The 16,947-nt window shown below is 62.2% G+C and carries 17 protein-coding genes; 14 read left to right on the top strand and 3 right to left on the bottom strand.

The annotated features are described in order from the left end of the window. Positions 1–68 precede the first annotated feature (68 nt). The 5 genes from ACX80B_RS05190 to rplI all read left to right on the top strand — a co-directional run bounded on the left by ACX80B_RS05190 (position 69) and on the right by rplI (position 3,247). Entirely contained in the window at positions 69–1,346 is a 1,278-nt protein-coding gene (locus tag ACX80B_RS05190; protein ID WP_459293781.1) for a M18 family aminopeptidase, read from the top strand. Positions 1,347–1,502: 156 nt separating this feature from the next. Then, a complete protein-coding gene (gene rpsF / locus ACX80B_RS05185) occupies positions 1,503–1,808 on the top strand; it encodes a 30S ribosomal protein S6 (protein WP_459293779.1) in 306 nt (101 codons plus the stop codon). Between the two features lie 124 nt (positions 1,809–1,932). Further along, a complete protein-coding gene (locus tag ACX80B_RS05180; protein ID WP_459293777.1) occupies positions 1,933–2,478 on the top strand; it encodes a single-stranded DNA-binding protein in 546 nt (181 codons plus the stop codon). A 62-nt stretch (positions 2,479–2,540) separates the two neighbouring features. Continuing rightward, positions 2,541–2,780, top strand: coding sequence for a 30S ribosomal protein S18 (rpsR, locus tag ACX80B_RS05175; RefSeq protein WP_003800144.1), 240 nt, complete (start codon positions 2,541–2,543; stop codon positions 2,778–2,780). A 17-nt stretch (positions 2,781–2,797) separates the two neighbouring features. Then, positions 2,798–3,247 (top strand): 50S ribosomal protein L9, encoded by a 450-nt coding sequence (gene rplI, locus ACX80B_RS05170; protein WP_459293775.1) that lies wholly within the window; start codon positions 2,798–2,800, stop codon positions 3,245–3,247. A gap of 63 nt (positions 3,248–3,310) precedes the next feature. On the opposite strand, the gene rocD is transcribed toward rplI, so the two are convergent. Further along, complete coding sequence (gene rocD, locus ACX80B_RS05165) at positions 3,311–4,549, bottom strand: ornithine--oxo-acid transaminase (RefSeq protein ID WP_459294294.1); 1,239 nt, start codon at positions 4,547–4,549, stop codon at positions 3,311–3,313. 259 nt (positions 4,550–4,808) lie between these two features. Here rocD and ACX80B_RS05160 point away from each other — a divergent pair, with 259 nt between their 5' ends. The 3 genes from ACX80B_RS05160 (at position 4,809) to ACX80B_RS05150 (ending at position 8,427) form a co-directional block, all read left to right on the top strand. Beyond that, positions 4,809–5,105, top strand: coding sequence for a hypothetical protein (locus ACX80B_RS05160; RefSeq protein WP_459293773.1), 297 nt, complete (start codon positions 4,809–4,811; stop codon positions 5,103–5,105). Between the two features lie 168 nt (positions 5,106–5,273). Further along, complete coding sequence (gene dnaB, locus ACX80B_RS05155; protein WP_459293771.1) at positions 5,274–7,727, top strand: replicative DNA helicase; 2,454 nt, start codon at positions 5,274–5,276, stop codon at positions 7,725–7,727. 76 nt (positions 7,728–7,803) lie between these two features. Next, positions 7,804–8,427, top strand: a complete 624-nt coding sequence (locus tag ACX80B_RS05150) for a pentapeptide repeat-containing protein (protein ID WP_459293769.1) — start codon at positions 7,804–7,806, stop codon at positions 8,425–8,427. A gap of 105 nt (positions 8,428–8,532) precedes the next feature. Here ACX80B_RS05150 and ACX80B_RS05145 read toward each other — a convergent pair whose 3' ends face one another. Next, a complete protein-coding gene (locus ACX80B_RS05145) occupies positions 8,533–8,811 on the bottom strand; it encodes an HPr family phosphocarrier protein (protein ID WP_459293767.1) in 279 nt (92 codons plus the stop codon). A gap of 53 nt (positions 8,812–8,864) precedes the next feature. Next, positions 8,865–10,550 (bottom strand): phosphoenolpyruvate--protein phosphotransferase, encoded by a 1,686-nt coding sequence (gene ptsP / locus ACX80B_RS05140; RefSeq protein ID WP_459293765.1) that lies wholly within the window; start codon positions 10,548–10,550, stop codon positions 8,865–8,867. A gap of 101 nt (positions 10,551–10,651) precedes the next feature. On the opposite strand from ptsP, the gene ACX80B_RS05135 reads away from it, so the two are divergent. From ACX80B_RS05135 to ACX80B_RS05110, 6 genes are all read left to right on the top strand, one after another. Further along, on the top strand, positions 10,652–11,380 hold the full coding sequence (locus ACX80B_RS05135; RefSeq protein WP_459293763.1) for a TetR/AcrR family transcriptional regulator: 729 nt from the start codon (positions 10,652–10,654) through the stop codon (positions 11,378–11,380). Positions 11,381–11,437: 57 nt separating this feature from the next. After that, positions 11,438–13,459: a PTS mannitol transporter subunit IICBA gene (locus tag ACX80B_RS05130; protein ID WP_459293761.1), complete on the top strand. Its 2,022-nt coding sequence runs from the start codon at positions 11,438–11,440 to the stop codon at positions 13,457–13,459. Next, positions 13,459–14,598: a mannitol-1-phosphate 5-dehydrogenase gene (locus tag ACX80B_RS05125; protein ID WP_459294292.1), complete on the top strand. Its 1,140-nt coding sequence runs from the start codon at positions 13,459–13,461 to the stop codon at positions 14,596–14,598. The genes ACX80B_RS05130 and ACX80B_RS05125 overlap by 1 nt, the downstream gene beginning before the upstream one ends. Before the next feature lie 66 nt (positions 14,599–14,664). Beyond that, positions 14,665–15,759: a WD40/YVTN/BNR-like repeat-containing protein gene (locus ACX80B_RS05120; protein ID WP_459293759.1), complete on the top strand. Its 1,095-nt coding sequence runs from the start codon at positions 14,665–14,667 to the stop codon at positions 15,757–15,759. Then, positions 15,759–16,046, top strand: a complete 288-nt coding sequence (locus ACX80B_RS05115) for a MoaD/ThiS family protein (protein WP_459293757.1) — start codon at positions 15,759–15,761, stop codon at positions 16,044–16,046. The genes ACX80B_RS05120 and ACX80B_RS05115 overlap by 1 nt, the downstream gene beginning before the upstream one ends. Before the next feature lie 31 nt (positions 16,047–16,077). Further along, positions 16,078–16,947 carry a DUF4031 domain-containing protein gene (locus ACX80B_RS05110; RefSeq protein WP_459293755.1) on the top strand — a complete coding sequence of 290 codons (870 nt, stop codon included), beginning with the start codon at positions 16,078–16,080 and terminating at the stop codon, positions 16,945–16,947.

Below are 16,947 nucleotides of genomic sequence, written 5' to 3'. Positions count from 1 at the left end.
CCATACCCCAGTCGTTCGCCGATCGAGCATCAGGCAGCACCGATAGTCAGGTTGGTAGGCTCAAAAGCATGTCTGCCGCCGTCGAACACATCCATGACCTTGGAAAATACATCACCGCCTCGCCGTCGAGTTTCCACGCTGTACACGAGGCCGCCCGCCGGCTGGATGCGGCGGGTTTCACACAGTTGGAGGAGACCGAAGCCTGGGGAGGCGGACCCGGCAAGCACTACGTGATCCGCGACGGCGCCATCATCGCCTGGAACGCGCCGGCCAACGCGACGCCCACCACCGGGTTCCATATCCTCGGCGCACACACGGATTCGCCGTCGTTCAAACTCAAGCCCAAGCCCACCACCGGCCGGTTCGGCTGGCTGCAGGCCGGCGTCGAAGTTTACGGTGGACCGCTGCTCAATTCCTGGCTGGACCGTGAACTGGCGCTCGCCGGACGTCTGGTGACGGTCGACGGCGTCGAGAAGCTTGTTGCCACCGGACCGTTGCTGCGTTTTCCACAACTCGCCATCCACCTCGACCGGAACGTCAATGAGGGGCTTAAACTGGACAAGCAGCAGCACATGAATCCGGTCTGGGGAACCGGCGACCCGTCCGCCGAAGACCTGCTGGGCGTGCTGGCGGAACAGGCCGGACTTCGTGCGGAGGACATTGGCGGGTACGACGTCGTTATCGCCGATACGCAGCAGCCTGCGGTTTTTGGCGGGAAAGGCGAATTTTTCGCCTCGGGGCGCCTGGACAATCTGTCCTCGGTGCACGCCGGCCTGACTGCCCTGATTGCGACGGCGGAAGCGGGCGCCGCGGATGGTCCTGTTTCGATCGTGGCCGCGTTCGACCACGAGGAGATCGGCAGCGAATCCCGCTCCGGCGCCTCGGGCCCTATCCTGCAGGACATGCTGACTCGGATCTCGGACGGCCTTGGCGCCTCGGCCGAAGACCGGGCACGTGCGTTCGCGGCGTCGTTCTGCGTCTCCGCCGACGCCGGACATGCCGTTCACCCGAACTATCCGGAGCGGCACGATCCGGCGAACCACCCCGTTCTCGGCGGCGGTCCTCTGTTGAAGATCAATGCCAACCAGCGCTACGCCACCGATGCCACCGGCGCCGCCTTGTGGGCTCGACTCTGCCGCGACGCCAGCGTCCCCTACCAGGAGTTCGTCTCCAACAACGTGATGCCCTGCGGTTCGACGATTGGGCCGCTGACCTCGACCCGCCTCGGGATCCGGACCGTAGACGTCGGGACGCCCCTGCTGTCCATGCATTCCGCGCGGGAAATGTGCGGCATTGAGGACCCCTATCGCCTGGCGGCTGTCACGGAACGGTTCTTCGCCGGCTGATTGGTGGCGCGGGGGCCTCTTCTGTAAGATAGGGAAGTCTGTGTTGGCACATCAGTGTGCCTGCGGATACTCGGAACCTCAGTGCTCCGAGGCGCAAAAGAACCTCCTGTTACGGAAATACCGTAGCCGCTTAGCCCAAAGGAGGTGGGTTCACATATGCGTCCTTACGAATTGATGGTAATCATCGACCCCGAGGTCGAAGAGCGTACCGTTGAGCCGTCCCTCAACAAGTTCCTCAATGTCATCCGCAATGATGGTGGCACCGTCGACAACGTTGATATTTGGGGACGTCGTCGCCTGGCTTACGACATCCAGAAGAAGTCTGAAGGCATCTACGCAGTGGTTAACTTCACCGCGACCCCGGATGCCGCGAAAGAGCTTGACCGCCAGCTGTCTCTGAACGAGACCATCATGCGCACCAAGATCATTCGCCCCGAAGAGCAGAAGGTTTCCTCCGAGTAATCCACAACGTGGAACCGCCGGGTGTTGCACATTGGCGCCGGGTGGTTGACTTGGAAGCAAATCAGCTGTTCACACGAACGTGCTGGCCGCAGTGAGCGGCCGGCGACACCTCAGGAGGCATTAGATGGCAGGCGAGACCGTAATCACCGTCGTTGGAAATTTGACCAACGATCCGGAACTGCGTTTCACCCCGTCCGGCTCGGCCGTGGCTAACTTCACCGTTGCCTCGACTCCGCGTACCTTTGACCGCCAGTCCAATGAGTGGAAGGACGGCGAAACGCTGTTCCTGCGCGCATCGGTATGGCGTGAGGCCGCGGAGAACGTCGCGGAATCCCTCACCAAGGGGATGCGCGTTGTCGCCAACGGCCGTCTGAAGTCACGTTCATTCGAAACAAAAGAAGGCGAAAAGCGAACCGTTTTTGAGCTTGAGGTCGACGAGATCGGCCCCTCGCTGAAATACGCGACCGCCAAGGTTAACCGCACCCAGCGCAACAGCGGTGGCGGCGGCAACTTCGGTGGTGGCGGCGGAGGCGGCAACTTCGGAGGAAACTCCGGCGGCTTCGGAAACCAGGGCGGTCAGTCCGCACCGCAGGAAGATCCCTGGGCAGCGCCCGGTACATCGTCCGGCGGTTGGGGCAACGGCCCTGATAACAACGAGCCACCCTTCTAAACTGCAAAACCACCATCCCGCAGAACCGTTCTGCGGGCTCCATCAACTAAAGGAGCTCCACGATGGCTAAGGCTGAACTACGTAAGCCCAAACCAAAGTCCAATCCCTTGAAGGCCGCTGACATCACCGTCATCGACTACAAGGACGTAGCATTGCTGCGCAAGTTCATCTCCGACCGCGGAAAGATCCGTGCCCGTCGCGTCACCGGTGTGACCGTGCAGGAGCAGCGCAAGATCGCCCAGGCAATCAAGAATGCCCGCGAAGTTGCACTTCTGCCCTACTCCGGCGCAGGCCGCGGCTAAGGGAAAGGGAACTACACATGGCAAAGCTCATTTTGACCCACGAAGTAACCGGCCTCGGTGCTGCTGGCGACGTTGTCGAGGTGAAGAACGGTTACGCCCGTAACTACCTTCTGCCCCGCGGATTCGCCCTGACCTGGACCAAAGGCGGCGAGCGGCAGGTTGAGTCCATCAAGGCTGCCCGCACCGCCCGCGAGCACGCTTCCCTTGAGGACGCCCAGAAGCAGGCTGCAGCACTCTCGGCCAAGCCGGTCACGCTGACCGTCAAGGCCGGCGAGTCGGGACGTCTCTTCGGAACCGTCAAGCCCGCCGATGTTGCCTCCGCCGTTGAGGCGGCCGGCCTTGGCCAGATCGACAAGCGCAAGGTTGAACTGCCGACTCACATCAAGTCGACCGGTTCCTACCAGGCGAACGTCCGTCTGCACGAAGATGTCGCCGCTGTCATCGACCTTGAGGTCGTTGCCAGCTAGCACGTCCGTTGGACAGAGAAAAGGGCCCCACCTCCGGGTGGGGCCCTTTTCGTGCCCGCACAGCTATCCGGCCAGGTCTTCCAGGACTCTGGCCAGGCAGTCGACCCCGTGAAGGATCTCCGCCTCAGTGGCCACCAGGGGCGGGGCGAACCGAATAGTAGGACCGTGGGTGTCCTTGGCAAGCACACCATAATCAGCCAACCGCCGGCACACCTCGCGTCCCGACCCCAAGGCAGGGTCAATGTCTATCCCGGCCCATAGACCCCGGCCACGGACGGCCGTGACACCTTTAGCGCGCAACTGCTCCAGACCGGTATGCAGAGTCCCGCCCAGCGTTCTGGCGCGTTCCTGGAACTGGCCGTCGGACAGGAGTGAGACGACGACCCGTCCTACCGCGCAGGCCAACGGGTTTCCACCGAAGGTGCTTCCATGCTGCCCGGGCTGCAGGACACCGAGCACATCGGTGTCCGCAACGACGGCCGATAGCGGCACAACGCCGCCGCCCAGGGCCTTGCCCAGCAGGTAGACGTCCGGGACCACGCCTTCGTGTTCGCACGCCAGTGTGCTGCCAGTGCGTCCCAATCCGGACTGGATCTCGTCGGCGATGAAGAGAACATTATTCGTTTCAGTCAATGTGCGCACGGCCGGAAGATACCCGGCAGGAGGCACGACGACGCCGGCCTCGCCCTGGATCGGCTCCAGCAGCACGGCGACGGTATTCTGATCGATGGCGTCCTCCAGGGCAGCGATATCCCCAAAGGGAACCGTGACAAATCCGGGAGTATAGGGACCGTAGTTGCGGCGGGCGTCCTCGTCGTCGGAAAAGCTGATGACCGTCGTCGTGCGGCCATGGAAATTACCGGCCGCGACAATGATGTTGGCCTGGTCCGGTTGTACACCCTTGCGCTCGTAGCCCCACTTGCGGGCGACCTTTATGCCAGCTTCGACAGCTTCAGCGCCGGTGTTCATCGGCAGCATCATGTCTTTGCCGACCAATCCACAGAGTTCGCGGGCGAACGGGCCAAGTTGGTCATTGTGGAAGGCACGGCTGGTCAGCGTCACGCGATCCATTTGGTTGTGGGCGGCCTCAAGGATAGCAGGATGGCCGTGTCCGAAGTTCAGTGCCGAATAGCCGGCAAGGAAATCGAGATACTCCTTCCCCTCGGCATCGGTGACTGTTGCCCCTTGGGCCTTCGTCACGACGACCTCCAGGGGGTGGTAGTTGTGGGCAACGAACCGTTCCGTCACCTCCAAAACCTCGCTGGCGGTATGGCCGGTGCCGAACGGGGCAGCGGCATCCAGTTCATCTGAGTTTGTGGTTCGAGTCGTCAAAGTACTCGCCTTTCGTCGGCGGTTGGGCTATGCCCCAAGGGTACGGGTGCAAACGCACCGTGACTATGGGCGGGAGAATAAGGGCGGACGGATCTGCGGCCGGAGGACGTCCAGGGCACCGCAACTTCTCCCGAAGGTCGGTGCGAACTAATAGCCAGCTGGACATGAATCGGCATCCTGGACATTCCTTTTGTGGAATACGGCCACGTCAGGCGCTTGCCGAGGACAAGTGTTCCAGATCACTAAAGGCATATGTTCTGTTGTGGAAAACCTGTGGGAATGGGTGCCGTATCGGCTCTTTCGCGGCCTGTCAACACCAAAGCTGTGGATGAATGTTGACGGCAAATTTCTTTTCCTCCACAAGCTCAAACTGATGTTTACGCAGGTCAGAGGCATATTTCTTCCTAAACTGTTTTTCTATCCACACCCTTCTCCCCAGCCTGTGCACAAGACACGCCGCACTATCCACACGCTATCCACCGGGGTTGTGGATAAAGGAATTGGTGGGGGACTCTGGACGCATTAGCGTTACGGGGTAACTCCCAAGCAACGTCGCATGCTTGTGCTCGGCGCCAGTAACTGAAGAAGGGATCAAAACGTCTTTGTCGGAGGCGGCTGATAGACCGGAATCAAAGCACAAGAAGCGCAGCGACGCTGCTATGGGAACAGGCCGAGGGCAGAGGGAGAAGTGCACATGTCACTGACGCACATGGATCCAGCGGAAGCCTCATCACGCGAACCGGAGTTCGCCCGGACACCTCCTCAGGACCTTGTCGCCGAGCAAAGCGTGCTCGGTGGCATGATGCTTTCGAAGGACGCTATCGCGGACTGTGTCGAGGTGCTGCGTGGTAATGACTTCTACCGCCCGGCACACGAGAGCATCTACGAGGCAATCTGCGACCTCTACGGCAGGGGAGAGCCGGCCGACGCCGTCACCGTTTCCGATGAGCTGACCAAGCGGAAGGAAATCTCCCGCGTCGGGGGACCCGCTTACCTGCACACCCTCATCTCCTCCGTTCCCACCGCGGCGAACGCCAGCTTCTACGCTGAAATCGTCCGTGAACGGTCAGTGTTGCGACGCTTGGTCGACGCCGGCACCAAGATTGTGCAGCTTGGCTACGGCAACGATGGAGAAGTTGACGACATCGTTAACGCTGCCCAGGCCGAAATCTACGCCGTCTCCGAACGCCGCACGACCGAGGACTACGTTGCACTGAAGGACGTCATCGAGGGCACGGTCGATGAAATTGAGGCATCCGGTCACCGCGGAACCGAGATGGCAGGTGTCCCGACTGGTTTCTACGAACTCGATGATCTGACGCACGGTCTGCATCCCGGTCAGATGATCGTCATCGCGGCCAGGCCGGCAATTGGCAAGGCATTGGCCCTGGATACGCCCATCCCGACCCCCACGGGTTGGACCACTATGGGACAGATCCAGCCGGGCGAACAGGTGCTGGCTGCCGATGGAACAGCCACCGACGTTGTAGCAGCCACTGAAGTGATGATCGACCGTCCTTGCTATCAGGTGACTTTCGACGACGGGACAACCCTTGTCGCCGACGAAGAGCACCAGTGGCTCACAGATACACGTGCCTCCCGGAAATCCGCTCAGGCGGCGGTGGGTTACAACCGTTCCAAGAATCAGCAAACATTTGCCTCCGTCAAAACGACGGGCGAAATCGCGGCGACCTTGCGTTGCCCCACCAAAGACACGCGCCTGAACCATTCCGTCAACACCACCAAAGCCTTGGAGCTGCCTGAGGCTGATCTTCCAATAGGGCCCTATACGCTTGGCGCCTGGCTCGGCGACGGCCATACAAAGGCCGCACGGGTGACCAATGAGGACGACGAAGTCCTGATGCGCATCTCGGGAGAAGGATATCGCCTGAAGCAGGTAGCAGCCGAAATCACTTGGGCAATAAGCCTTGAACAAGAGTACTTGAGTGAAGGCGACGACAGCCGCGATCTCAGTGGCTCATTCCAGGCCATCTTGCGCCGTGAATCCCTTCTCGGAAACAAGCACATACCCGGTATCTATCTACGAGCCAGTGTGAAGCAAAGGCGGGAATTGCTGGCAGGCTTGCTGGATACAGATGGGACGGTAACCGGCGTCGGCTGCGTGCAATTCTCCGTCACGCACCGGAGGTTGGCCGACGACGCCCGGGAATTGATCCACAGCCTGGGGTACCGTACAGGATGGTCTGAAAAGCCGGTACGAGGTCGAAGCGACGATTCCTCGACGGCGTATACGATAACTTTCTCGACTGACGATGAAGTATTCGGGCTTCACCGGAAGAAGGTTCTTCACAAGGAGCGGAATTGCAAGGCGACGCCGAAACGGACAAGCCGTTTCATTAAGAGCGTTGAGCGGATTGATTCCGTGCCTGTCCGGTGCATCCAGGTAGCCCATACAGAGCACCTGTATTTGGCCGGAAAATCGTTTGTTCCGACGCACAACTCAACACTTGCACTTGATATCGCCCGGTCTGCCGCCATTAAGCACAGTTTGACGACCGTGGTTTTTTCACTTGAGATGAGCAGAAACGAGATCGCTACCAAGCTTCTAGCTGCGGAAGCGACCATTAATCTGCAGGATCTCCGCAAGGGAACGATCCGGGATGAACAATGGAGCAAGATCGCCACGACCATGGGTCGCATGAACGACGCCCCACTCTTCATCGACGACAGTCCCAACATGTCCCTCATGGAGATCCGTGCCAAGTGCCGCCGGCTGAAACAGCGGCACGACCTTAAGCTCGTCATCATCGACTACCTCCAGCTCATGTCTTCGGGCAAGAAGGTCGAGTCGCGGCAGCAGGAAGTCTCCGAGTTCTCGCGTGCACTCAAACTTCTCGCCAAGGAGCTGGGCGTTCCGGTTATCGCTCTCTCCCAGCTGAACCGTGGATCTGAACAGCGTCCCGACAAGAAACCCATGGTTTCCGACCTTCGTGAAAGCGGATCGATCGAGCAGGATGCCGATATGGTTGTGCTCCTCCATCGAGAGGATATCTACGACAAAGAGTCCGCCCGCGCCGGTGAAGCCGACGTGATCGTAGCGAAGCACCGTAACGGTCCTACCAAGACCATCGTCGTCGGATTCCAGGGGCATTACTCACGGTTCTCAAACATGGCGGTGGAGCAGTGACCGCCGCCGTGAGCGGCTGCGCCGCGGTCGCAGGGTTGAGGAGGGGATCCTTGTGAAGGGGCCCAAGGCTCCGCGCATGCCCACGGCGCCGCCGTCATACACCGACGGCAGATTCGACGAAGTTGAACCCGACGCCAGGCTCGAGGCGCTCGACTTCGAGCGTGACGACGCTGAGGGAGCGGATCTCTCCGAGGTCACTTTCACGGAGTGCCGGCTCCGGCATGTCTCACTGCACGAGGCGGATCTGAAAAGCGCGACCTTCGCCGAGTCCTCGCTGTCCGACATTAATGCTCCGGTATTTTCCGCGCCGCACAGCAGCTGGTGGAACACCGCCGTCGAAAATGCGCGGGTTGGCTCCGGTGAACTGTACGACTCCGTGTTCCGTTCGGTTACCTTCACCGGAGGCAAACTCGACTACCTCAACTTCCGGTACGCAAAACTAACCGACGTGCTGTTTTCCGGCTGCATCATTGACGAGCTCGACTTTTCGCACGCAAAACTGGTCCGGGTGGCGTTCGAGGACTGCCGGATCGGAACCTTGCACGCGTCTGGCGCCATGATGCAAGGAGTCGACCTCCGTGCCAACGAACTCAGCCGCATTGTCAGCCTGGCTGGCCTGAAGGGCGCCTCCATCGACGAGTACCAGTTGCAACTGCTCGCGCCGGCGCTCGCCCGGGAACTCGGGATAAACGTCGGCTGATCCTCGACTGGCGGGGCGGCAGACGACCACCAACGCCAGGAACGGAAAAACCTCACATGGCGCGAGGAAATGCGGAACCACCGCCAGCGCCAGGAACGGAAAAACCTACTCGGCGTCGTGATCCGTTTCGAGAACTTTGACCAGCGAGTCGAGTGCATCCTCAGCGCCATCTCCCTCGGCGCGCAGCACCACGACATCGCCGTGTTCTGCGCCGAGGCTCATCAGCCCCAGCATGCTCGCCGCATCCATGGCCTCATCAACAGGCGTTCCCACTTTTGCGATGGTGACCTCAACGGGTACATCGCTTGCGGCTTCCACGAAGATGGAGGCAGGACGGGCATGCAGACCGACGCGGCTGGCAATAGTGGCTTTACGTTCTGGCATGTTTCCTCCTGGTGGATGCCCGCCGGCTCCAGTGAGCGTGGCGGCCGAAGTGGTTAAAGTCCAAGCTCTTCAAGTATGCCCAATTTGCTCCGGACACGGTCGCGGGCCTCACTCGCGCTCGGGGCAGCAAGGGCCAGATCAGCCAGCTCTTTCGCCTGTTGCAAGGTCACGGTGTTCAGCACCGCGCCCACTGCAGCCAGCGAACGTGCGGTCATTGATAGCGAGGTAACCCCCAAACCCACAAGCACGACGGCGAGAGCAGGATCCGCCGCGGCTTCACCGCAGACGCCCACCGGCTTTTGGCTTCCCTCGGCCTCGGAACCTGCGACGGTGAGCCGGATCAGCTGCAGCACAGCTGGTTGCCATGGGTCGTTCAGCGCGGCAAGGGGCCCCAGCTGTCGGTCTGCCGCCATGACGTACTGCGTGAGGTCGTTGGTTCCGAGGCTGGCAAACTCGACGCGGCGAAGAATCGCCTCGGATACCAGTGCCGCGGATGGAACTTCGACCATTACGCCGGGGGTTTTCAGCCCTTCAAGGGAGCACAACGCGGCAAAGCCCGCGGCTTCTTCCGCGGTGGAAATCATGGGGGCCATGACCCACACGTCGGCTTCGGAGCCCTCGGCCGCTGTGGCGATGGCTTTGAGCTGGCGTTCCAACACCCCGGGCGTCACCATGTCGGTCCGGAAGCCGCGGACACCCAGGGCAGGGTTTGGTTCGGTGGCGTCGGTGAGAAACGGCAAGGGCTTGTCCGCGCCGGCATCGAGGGTCCGGACGACCACCTTGCAGCCGGGGAACGCATCGAACACGCCACGGTACGCCTCGACCTGCTCGTCCACCGATGGCTCCGTGTCCCGGCCAAGGAAACAAAACTCGGTCCGGAGCAGGCCAACTCCCTGGGCGCCGGCATCTGCCGCCTTTACGGCATCTTTAGCGCCGCCGACATTGGCCAGCAGGGGGATCAGATGCCCGTCCGCTGTACTGCCGTTTCCGTCAAAGACACTCAGCATGGAAGCCGTTGAGGCCCACGCTTCCGCCGCGGCCGTTTGCTCGGGTCCCGGGTTTACGGTGACGGTTCCGGCCGCGCCGTCGAGGTAAATCCGCGTTCCGTCCACCAAAGCTTCAACTCCTGCCGCGGCCACGATTGCGGGCAGTCCGAGAGCACGGGAAATGATGGCGGTGTGGGACTGCGGTCCGCCTCCGGAAGTGATCAGGGCCTGGACTATCGACGGGTCCAGGGTTGCGGTGTCAGCCGGTGCGAGATCTTCGGCAACAAGGATGAACGGCGTATCGGAAGCGGGTATGCCTGGGGCTGGAACGCCGCGCAGTTCAGCGACAATCCGGGACCTGACATCGAGAACGTCGGTGGCCCGTTCGGCCATGTAGCCACCTAGGCCCCGGAGCATTTCGGCGGCAGAGGAACCGGCATCCCAGACGGCCCGCTCGGGCGAGGATCCGTTGTTAACCCGCTTAACAGCATCCTTGATCAGCATCGGATCGGCCGCCATCTGGGCTGTGGCCTCGAGGACGGCCTTGGCGTCGCCCTTGGCTGCTCCGGCACGGGCTTTCAGCTCCGCTTGCACTGCCTTCGACGCCGACTTGATGCTGTCGGCCGCCTCTTCCGCAGTTACCGATGACGCGGGTTTTTGACCGGCGGGTGGCTCCGTAACGGCATGAGGCATTTGCCTGATCGTGCCGACAATCCGTCCGGGCGTTACGCCGACTCCTGAAAAATTCTGCATTGACGTCCTCAATTCCCTAAAGGCAGCCGGGCCGCGGGCCGCCCCTGTAGTGTATGTGACGGGGTTCATATAGTGAAGCTATAGATGGTACTGTAGCGTCCATGGAAACAGACGTCGAACTGCCAGCCAAGACGCGCCTGCTGCGAGCAGCCGCGTCATTGCTGGCAGATTCAGGCGGCGCGCCGGTGTCCACCCGGCAAATCACCGACCGTGCAGGCGTCACGGCGCCTACCTTGTATCACCACTTCGGTGACAAGGAAGGGTTGTTTGACGCCGTCGTCGCCGCCGGTTTTGAGGAGTACTTGGCCGGAGAACGGGATTTGGTGCATTCCGGCCAGCCAATCGAAGACCTGCGCCGGATCTGGGATAACCATGTCCAGTTCGGACTTAAGCAGCCTCAGCTCTACCTGGTCATGTTCGGCAACATCCGTCCGGAGCGCCGTCCGGCGACCGTCGGTGATGCCGAAGCGTTCCTGCAGGAAGTGTTGGAGAAGGCGGCTGCTGCGGGGCGGTTAATGGTGCCACCGCAGGAAGCCGCACGCAGCATCCTCGCCGCCAATGTCGGCGTCACCCTGATGCTTATTGCCGAACCGGCAGCGGGCCGGGACCTTGAATTGTCGGCCATGACACGTGATGCAGTCATTTCCGCGGTAGCAACGACCGACGACTCCGACCCTGTGGAGGACAAGTCGGGAACGCCCTCCGTGGTGGTCGCTGCCATTGCGCTGAACGCCGCATTGCAGTCATCGCACCCTGAACAACTGTCGACCTCCGAACTCAAAATGTTCCTTGAATGGCTGAACCGGATCACTAAAAGCCCTTCCAGCTAACCGCCCTACACAAAAATCTCCCCGTGACGCAGCGGGGAATCACGGTAAGGAAAATCAATGGCCACAGAAGCAGCAGCGACGCCGCGCACCGGTCTGAGGGTCCGCGTCCAAAAATTTGGAACGTTCCTCTCCGGCATGATCATGCCCAATATCGGGGCGTTCATCGCCTGGGGAATCATTACTGCTCTGTTCATTCCGGACGGTTTCCTGCCGAATGAGTCCCTGGCGGCACTGGTTGGACCGATGATTACCTACCTGCTGCCGCTGCTGATCGGTTACACGGGCGGCAAAATGATCCATGGTGTCCGCGGCGGCGTCGTCGGCGCCACAGCCACCATGGGTGTCATCGTGGGTACGGATATCCCGATGTTCATTGGTGCCATGATCATGGGCCCGCTCACCGCGTTCATCATGAAGAAACTCGACAAGATCTGGGAGGGCCGGGTCAAACCCGGCTTCGAGATGCTGATCGATAACTTCACGGCAGGAATCGTCGCCGCGGCCATGGGTGTTATCGGGCTTCTCGGCGTCGGACCGTTGGTAACTTCCTTCAGCAATGCGGCCGGGGCAGCGGTGGAATTCCTGGTCAATAACGGGCTGTTGCCGCTGACGAGTATCTTCATCGAGCCGGCCAAGGTGCTGTTCCTGAACAATGCGATCAACCACGGAATTCTCACGCCGCTGGGCACCGAGCAGGCCCTGGCACAGGGTCAGTCGATGCTCTTCCTGCTTGAAGCCAACCCGGGTCCCGGTTTTGGCATCCTGCTGGCCTACTCCATCTTCGGCCGCGGACTCGCGAAGGCATCGGCTCCAGGCGCCGCACTGATCCAGTTTGTCGGCGGTATTCACGAGATTTACTTCCCGTACGTACTGATGAAGCCGCTGATCATCCTCGCCGCTATCGGTGGTGGCATGGCGGGTATCTTCACCCTCGTGCTGACCGGCGCGGGACTTCGTGCACCTGCGGCGCCTGGCAGCATCATCGCCGTCTTTGCCTCCACAACCGCAGGAAGTTACCTCGGCGTCGCCCTCTCGGTCCTCTTTGCGACGGCGGTCTCCTTCGTCCTTGCCTCCATCATCCTGAAAACAACCAAGGCCACCGACGAGGACGGTTTGGGCGAAGCCACCAGCCGGATGGAGGGCATGAAGGGCAAGAAGAGCTCGGTTGCCTCCGCACTCGCGGGACCGGCTGCAGGATCGGCCACCGGTCCCATCGAGAATATCGTCTTCGCCTGCGACGCCGGAATGGGCTCGAGCGCGATGGGCGCCTCAGTACTGCGCAACAAGGTCCGCAAGGCCGGGTTCCCCGATGTAAAAGTCACCAACTCCGCTATTGCGAATCTCAGCGACAGTTACGACGTCGTCGTCACCCACCAGGATCTGACCGAGCGGGCACAACCGGCCACGGCCAGCGCCGTCCATGTATCTGTGGACAACTTCATGAACAGCCCGCGCTACGACGAGATTGTCGAGCTGGTACAGAAGCGCAATTCAGGCGATGCGGGAGATGCCGGGGAGAATCCGGCGGCAGGTTCGACGGCGGAGGCGCGGCCCTTGGCTGCCGGGGAAGTGGCAGCAACGACGGCGGGCACGGCGCCTGCCGCGGGCGCAGCCACGACGGCGGAAGCGGACACCGCAGAGGATTCCGGCGAGATTCTGGCCCCGCAAAGTGTGGTCCTCACCGGGTCCGCCACGACGCGTGATGCCGCGATTGACGAGGCCGGCCAGCTGCTCGTTGAACGGGGCGCGGTCAACGCCAGCTACCTTCCCTCCATGCACGAGCGCGAAGAATCCGTGTCCACTTACATGGGCAACTCACTCGCGATTCCGCACGGGACCAACGCCGCCAAGGAGTCCATCAACCAGTCCGCGATTTCCTTCGTCCGCTATCCCGAAGGCATCGACTGGAATGGCAAGCAGGCCAAGTTTGTGGTCTGCGTGGCAGGCGTCAATAACGAGCACCTGAGTATCCTGTCTTCCATCGCCCGGGTCTTCTCCGACAAGGAACAGGTCGCTAAGCTCGAACAGGCTGAAACGGTCGACGAAGTGCTTGCGCTGCTGCAGAAGGTGAACGGATGATGCGGGCGGTTCACTTCGGGGCCGGAAATATCGGCCGCGGTTTTGTCGGACTCTTGCTCCACGACGCCGGATATGAGGTGGTCTTCGCCGACGTCGCGGAAGCGCTGATCGACCAACTGGCCACGACGCCGAGCTACACGGTTCACGAGGTGGGCGAACATCCGGCGGACCGGAAGGTGGACAACTACCGCGCGCTGAACTCCAAAACCCAGGAGGCCGATGTCGTCGCGGAGATTGCGGCGGCGGATATGGTGACCACCGCGGTGGGACCCAACATCCTGAAATTTGTCGCGCCTGTCATCGCCAAGGGGATCGACGCCCGGCCCGCGGGCCTGCCGCCTCTGCAGGTGATGGCGTGCGAGAACGCTATCAACGCCACGGACATGCTGGCCGCCGAAATCGAAAAGGCCTTTCCGTCCGGTCCGGCGGAACTGGCGACGAAGGCGCTGTTCGCGAATACCGCCGTCGACCGTATTGTTCCCAATCAGGGGCAGGACCAGGGTCTGGACGTCACCGTCGAGACGTTCCACGAATGGGTCATCGACCGGACGCCGTTTGCCGGGCAGGAACCGCACATTCCCGGGGCGACATATGTCGACGCGCTCGGTCCGTACATCGAACGCAAGCTCTTCACGGTCAATACCGGCCATGCTGCCTGCGCCTACTTTGGCTATGCTGCGGGCTGGGAGAAGGTCGCGGAGTCGATGGCGGATCCCAAGGTCAGCGCGGCGGTGCGGGCAGTGCTGGAGGAGACTAAGGCGCTCCTGGTAGCCAAGCATGGATTGGACGCGTCCGAGCAGGAGGCCTACGTGCAGAAGATCCTGAAGCGCTTCTCCAACCCGCACCTGCCGGACACCGTTGCCAGAGTCGGCCGCGCCCCGCTGCGCAAGCTCGGCCGACACGAACGGTTTGTCGGCCCGGCGGCGGAGCTGGCGGAGCGGGGGATGCCGACGTCGGCGCTGTTGGCTGCGATGGAAGCGGCACTGGGCTTCGATGCCCCGGACGACGCTGAAGCGGCCGAACTGGCGCAGATTATCCACGACAATTCCGCCGCGGAGGCCACAACGATGATCACCGGCCTGCCCCAGGACCACCCGCTGTTCGAGCCGGTTCAAGCCCTCATAAAAGCGCGGGTTTAGTTCCCCAACGGGATTTTTCCCCGCGAAACCGTTGCAGGATAGCCAGACCGGTGGTCGAATAAGTACATGTCACCCACCGAACAGACGGTCCTGGCGATCGGGACGAAGAAAGGGCTGTGGCTGGCCACCAGCCATGACCGCAGAAACTGGTCGCTTTCGCAGCCGCAGTTTCTGATGGAGGAGGTCCCCAGCGTCAGCATCGATACGCGCGGCGGCCGGACCAGGATCATGGCAGGCGTCCGGTCCGAGCACTGGGGCCCCACCGTGATGCATTCCGACGATCTCGGGCAAACATGGACCGAACCGGAAAACGGAGCGATCCGCTTTCCGGAGGACGCCGGTGCTGCGCTGGAGCGGATCTGGCAAATCCAGCCCGACACCGGCGACCGCCCCGGAGTGGTCTGGGCCGGCTGTGAACCCATTTCGGTATGGAAATCCACAGACGGTGGCGAGCACTTCGAACTGAACCGCGGGCTGTGGGACCATCCGCACCGGTCGGAATGGGGCGCAGGCTACGGCGGCCCGGCCGCTCACTCCATCCTCTCCAGCCCGGTGGACGACACGGTCCACATCGCGATGAGCACCGGCGGCGTCTACCGCTCAACCGACGGCGGCACCTCCTGGGAGGCGCGGAACAACGGCATCTCCGCCTACTTCATGCCCGACCCCAATCCGGAGTTCGGCCAGTGTGTGCACAAAATTGCCCGGGACTCCAAAGACCCGAAACGGCTGTACGCGCAGAATCACCACGGTGTTTATAGGTCCGACGACGACGGCGACACCTGGGTCTCGATCGCCGACGGGCTTCCGGCGGACTTCGGATTCGTGATGATGACCCATCCGGCCCGCAGCGGCACGGCCTGGGTGATCCCGATGAAGGCGGACGGCGAACGCATCCCACCGGACGGACGACTTGCCGTGCACCGTACCGACGACGCCGGTCAGAGCTGGATGCGGCTCGATACCGGGCTGCCCGACGCGGAGTACAACGTGGTCCTCCGGGATGCGGCCGCCGTCGATACGTCCGAACCTGCCGGCGTGTATTTCGGCACGCGCGGCGGGTCGGTTTATGCCAGCGCGGACGAAGGCGAAGTCTTCACCGAAGTGGTCTCCCACCTGCCCGATGTGCTCTGCGTCCGGGCGGCGCCGGTAGGAGTCTGATGGAAACAGTGTCGGTCATGCTCCCGCCGGTGCTCGCGGCCTTGGCGGGGGACAGCAGGGTGCACCAGGTTTCACTGCCCGACGGCGGCACGGTCGCCACGCTGCTCGACGCGCTCGCGGCCGACTACCCGGTTTTCGGACGGCGGGTTCGGGATGAGACCGGTTCGGTCCGGCGCTACGTGAATATCTTCGTCGACGGCGAGGACATCCGCGGCCTCGACGGCGCCTCAACTGTGGTCCGCCCGGGACAGGAACTCCTGATCATCCAGTCGGTCGCCGGAGGCTAGTCCGGCACCGGGAGTGCCTAAACTGAGGAATATGGCCATATTTATTGACCCGCCGCTCTGGCCCGCACATGGAACCCATTTCGCCCACATGATCTCCGATACGTCGCTGGCCGAGCTGCACGAGTTCGCCGCAACGGCGGGAGTGAACGAAAGGGCTTTCGACCGCGACCACTACGACATTCCGGAGGGCCGGTGCGCCGAACTGGCACGGCTGGGCGCGCTAAGGGTCGACGGCAGGACACTCGTCCGCACGCTTGTCGCCAGCGGACTGCGGGTTCCGGCGCGCGAACGAAGCGGTGCCTTGGTCCGCCCGCTGATGCAGCGGTGGAACGACATCCTCCCCGACGACCCGGAACTGGGAGCGGAGCTGCTCAAACGCTGGGGCGAAGACCACCGGCGGTACCACGACCGCGCCCACCTGTTGAATGTCCTGGAGTCGTTGGAGAGCTTGACTGAAGCCTCCAATCCACCCCGCGCCGTCGTGCTTGCCGCCTGGTTCCACGACTCCGCCTACAACGGCATCGCCGGAGAAGATGAGGAAGCCTCCGCCCGGCTGGCCGAGGACCGGCTCGCGCAGGCCGGTCTGGATCCAACCGAAGTGGCAGAGGTGGCGCGGTTGGTCCGTCTCACCATCACCCACGATCCGGAGGCCGGTGACGACCCCGGGGCGCTGCTGTGCGACGCGGATCTATCCGTCCTAGGCCGTTTTCCGTCCGGCTACCGCCGGTATTTGGACGCCGTCCGGGCGGAGTATTCGCACGTCAGCGACAGCGATTTCAAGGCGGGCCGTGCCGCCGTCGTCCGCGGGTTGCTTGCCCTTGATCCGCTGTTCCGGACTCCTGCCGGCCGGCGGATGTGGGAGGAGACGGCGCGCAGGAACCTGGAAGCGGAGCTCGCCTGA

It is taken from the genome of Arthrobacter monumenti (assembly GCF_054511255.1).
This window is presented reverse-complemented; position numbering and strand designations above follow the sequence as displayed.

What these genes read in the sequence shown, in the direction of transcription:
- ACX80B_RS05190 (WP_459293781.1), top strand. Translation starts at nt 69, where the DNA reads ATGTCTGCCGCCGTCGAACACATCCATGACCTTGGAAAATACATCACC.
- rpsF (WP_459293779.1), top strand. Translation starts at nt 1,503, where the DNA reads ATGCGTCCTTACGAATTGATGGTAATCATCGACCCCGAGGTCGAAGAG.
- ACX80B_RS05180 (WP_459293777.1), top strand. Translation starts at nt 1,933, where the DNA reads ATGGCAGGCGAGACCGTAATCACCGTCGTTGGAAATTTGACCAACGAT.
- rpsR (WP_003800144.1), top strand. Translation starts at nt 2,541, where the DNA reads ATGGCTAAGGCTGAACTACGTAAGCCCAAACCAAAGTCCAATCCCTTG.
- rplI (WP_459293775.1), top strand. Translation starts at nt 2,798, where the DNA reads ATGGCAAAGCTCATTTTGACCCACGAAGTAACCGGCCTCGGTGCTGCT.
- dnaB (WP_459293771.1), top strand. Translation starts at nt 5,274, where the DNA reads ATGTCACTGACGCACATGGATCCAGCGGAAGCCTCATCACGCGAACCG.
- ACX80B_RS05150 (WP_459293769.1), top strand. Translation starts at nt 7,804, where the DNA reads ATGCCCACGGCGCCGCCGTCATACACCGACGGCAGATTCGACGAAGTT.
- ACX80B_RS05145 (WP_459293767.1), bottom strand. Translation starts at nt 8,811, where the DNA reads ATGCCAGAACGTAAAGCCACTATTGCCAGCCGCGTCGGTCTGCATGCC.
- ptsP (WP_459293765.1), bottom strand. Translation starts at nt 10,550, where the DNA reads ATGCAGAATTTTTCAGGAGTCGGCGTAACGCCCGGACGGATTGTCGGC.
- ACX80B_RS05135 (WP_459293763.1), top strand. Translation starts at nt 10,652, where the DNA reads ATGGAAACAGACGTCGAACTGCCAGCCAAGACGCGCCTGCTGCGAGCA.
- ACX80B_RS05130 (WP_459293761.1), top strand. Translation starts at nt 11,438, where the DNA reads ATGGCCACAGAAGCAGCAGCGACGCCGCGCACCGGTCTGAGGGTCCGC.
- ACX80B_RS05125 (WP_459294292.1), top strand. Translation starts at nt 13,459, where the DNA reads ATGCGGGCGGTTCACTTCGGGGCCGGAAATATCGGCCGCGGTTTTGTC.
- ACX80B_RS05120 (WP_459293759.1), top strand. Translation starts at nt 14,665, where the DNA reads ATGTCACCCACCGAACAGACGGTCCTGGCGATCGGGACGAAGAAAGGG.
- ACX80B_RS05115 (WP_459293757.1), top strand. Translation starts at nt 15,759, where the DNA reads ATGGAAACAGTGTCGGTCATGCTCCCGCCGGTGCTCGCGGCCTTGGCG.
- ACX80B_RS05110 (WP_459293755.1), top strand. Translation starts at nt 16,078, where the DNA reads ATGGCCATATTTATTGACCCGCCGCTCTGGCCCGCACATGGAACCCAT.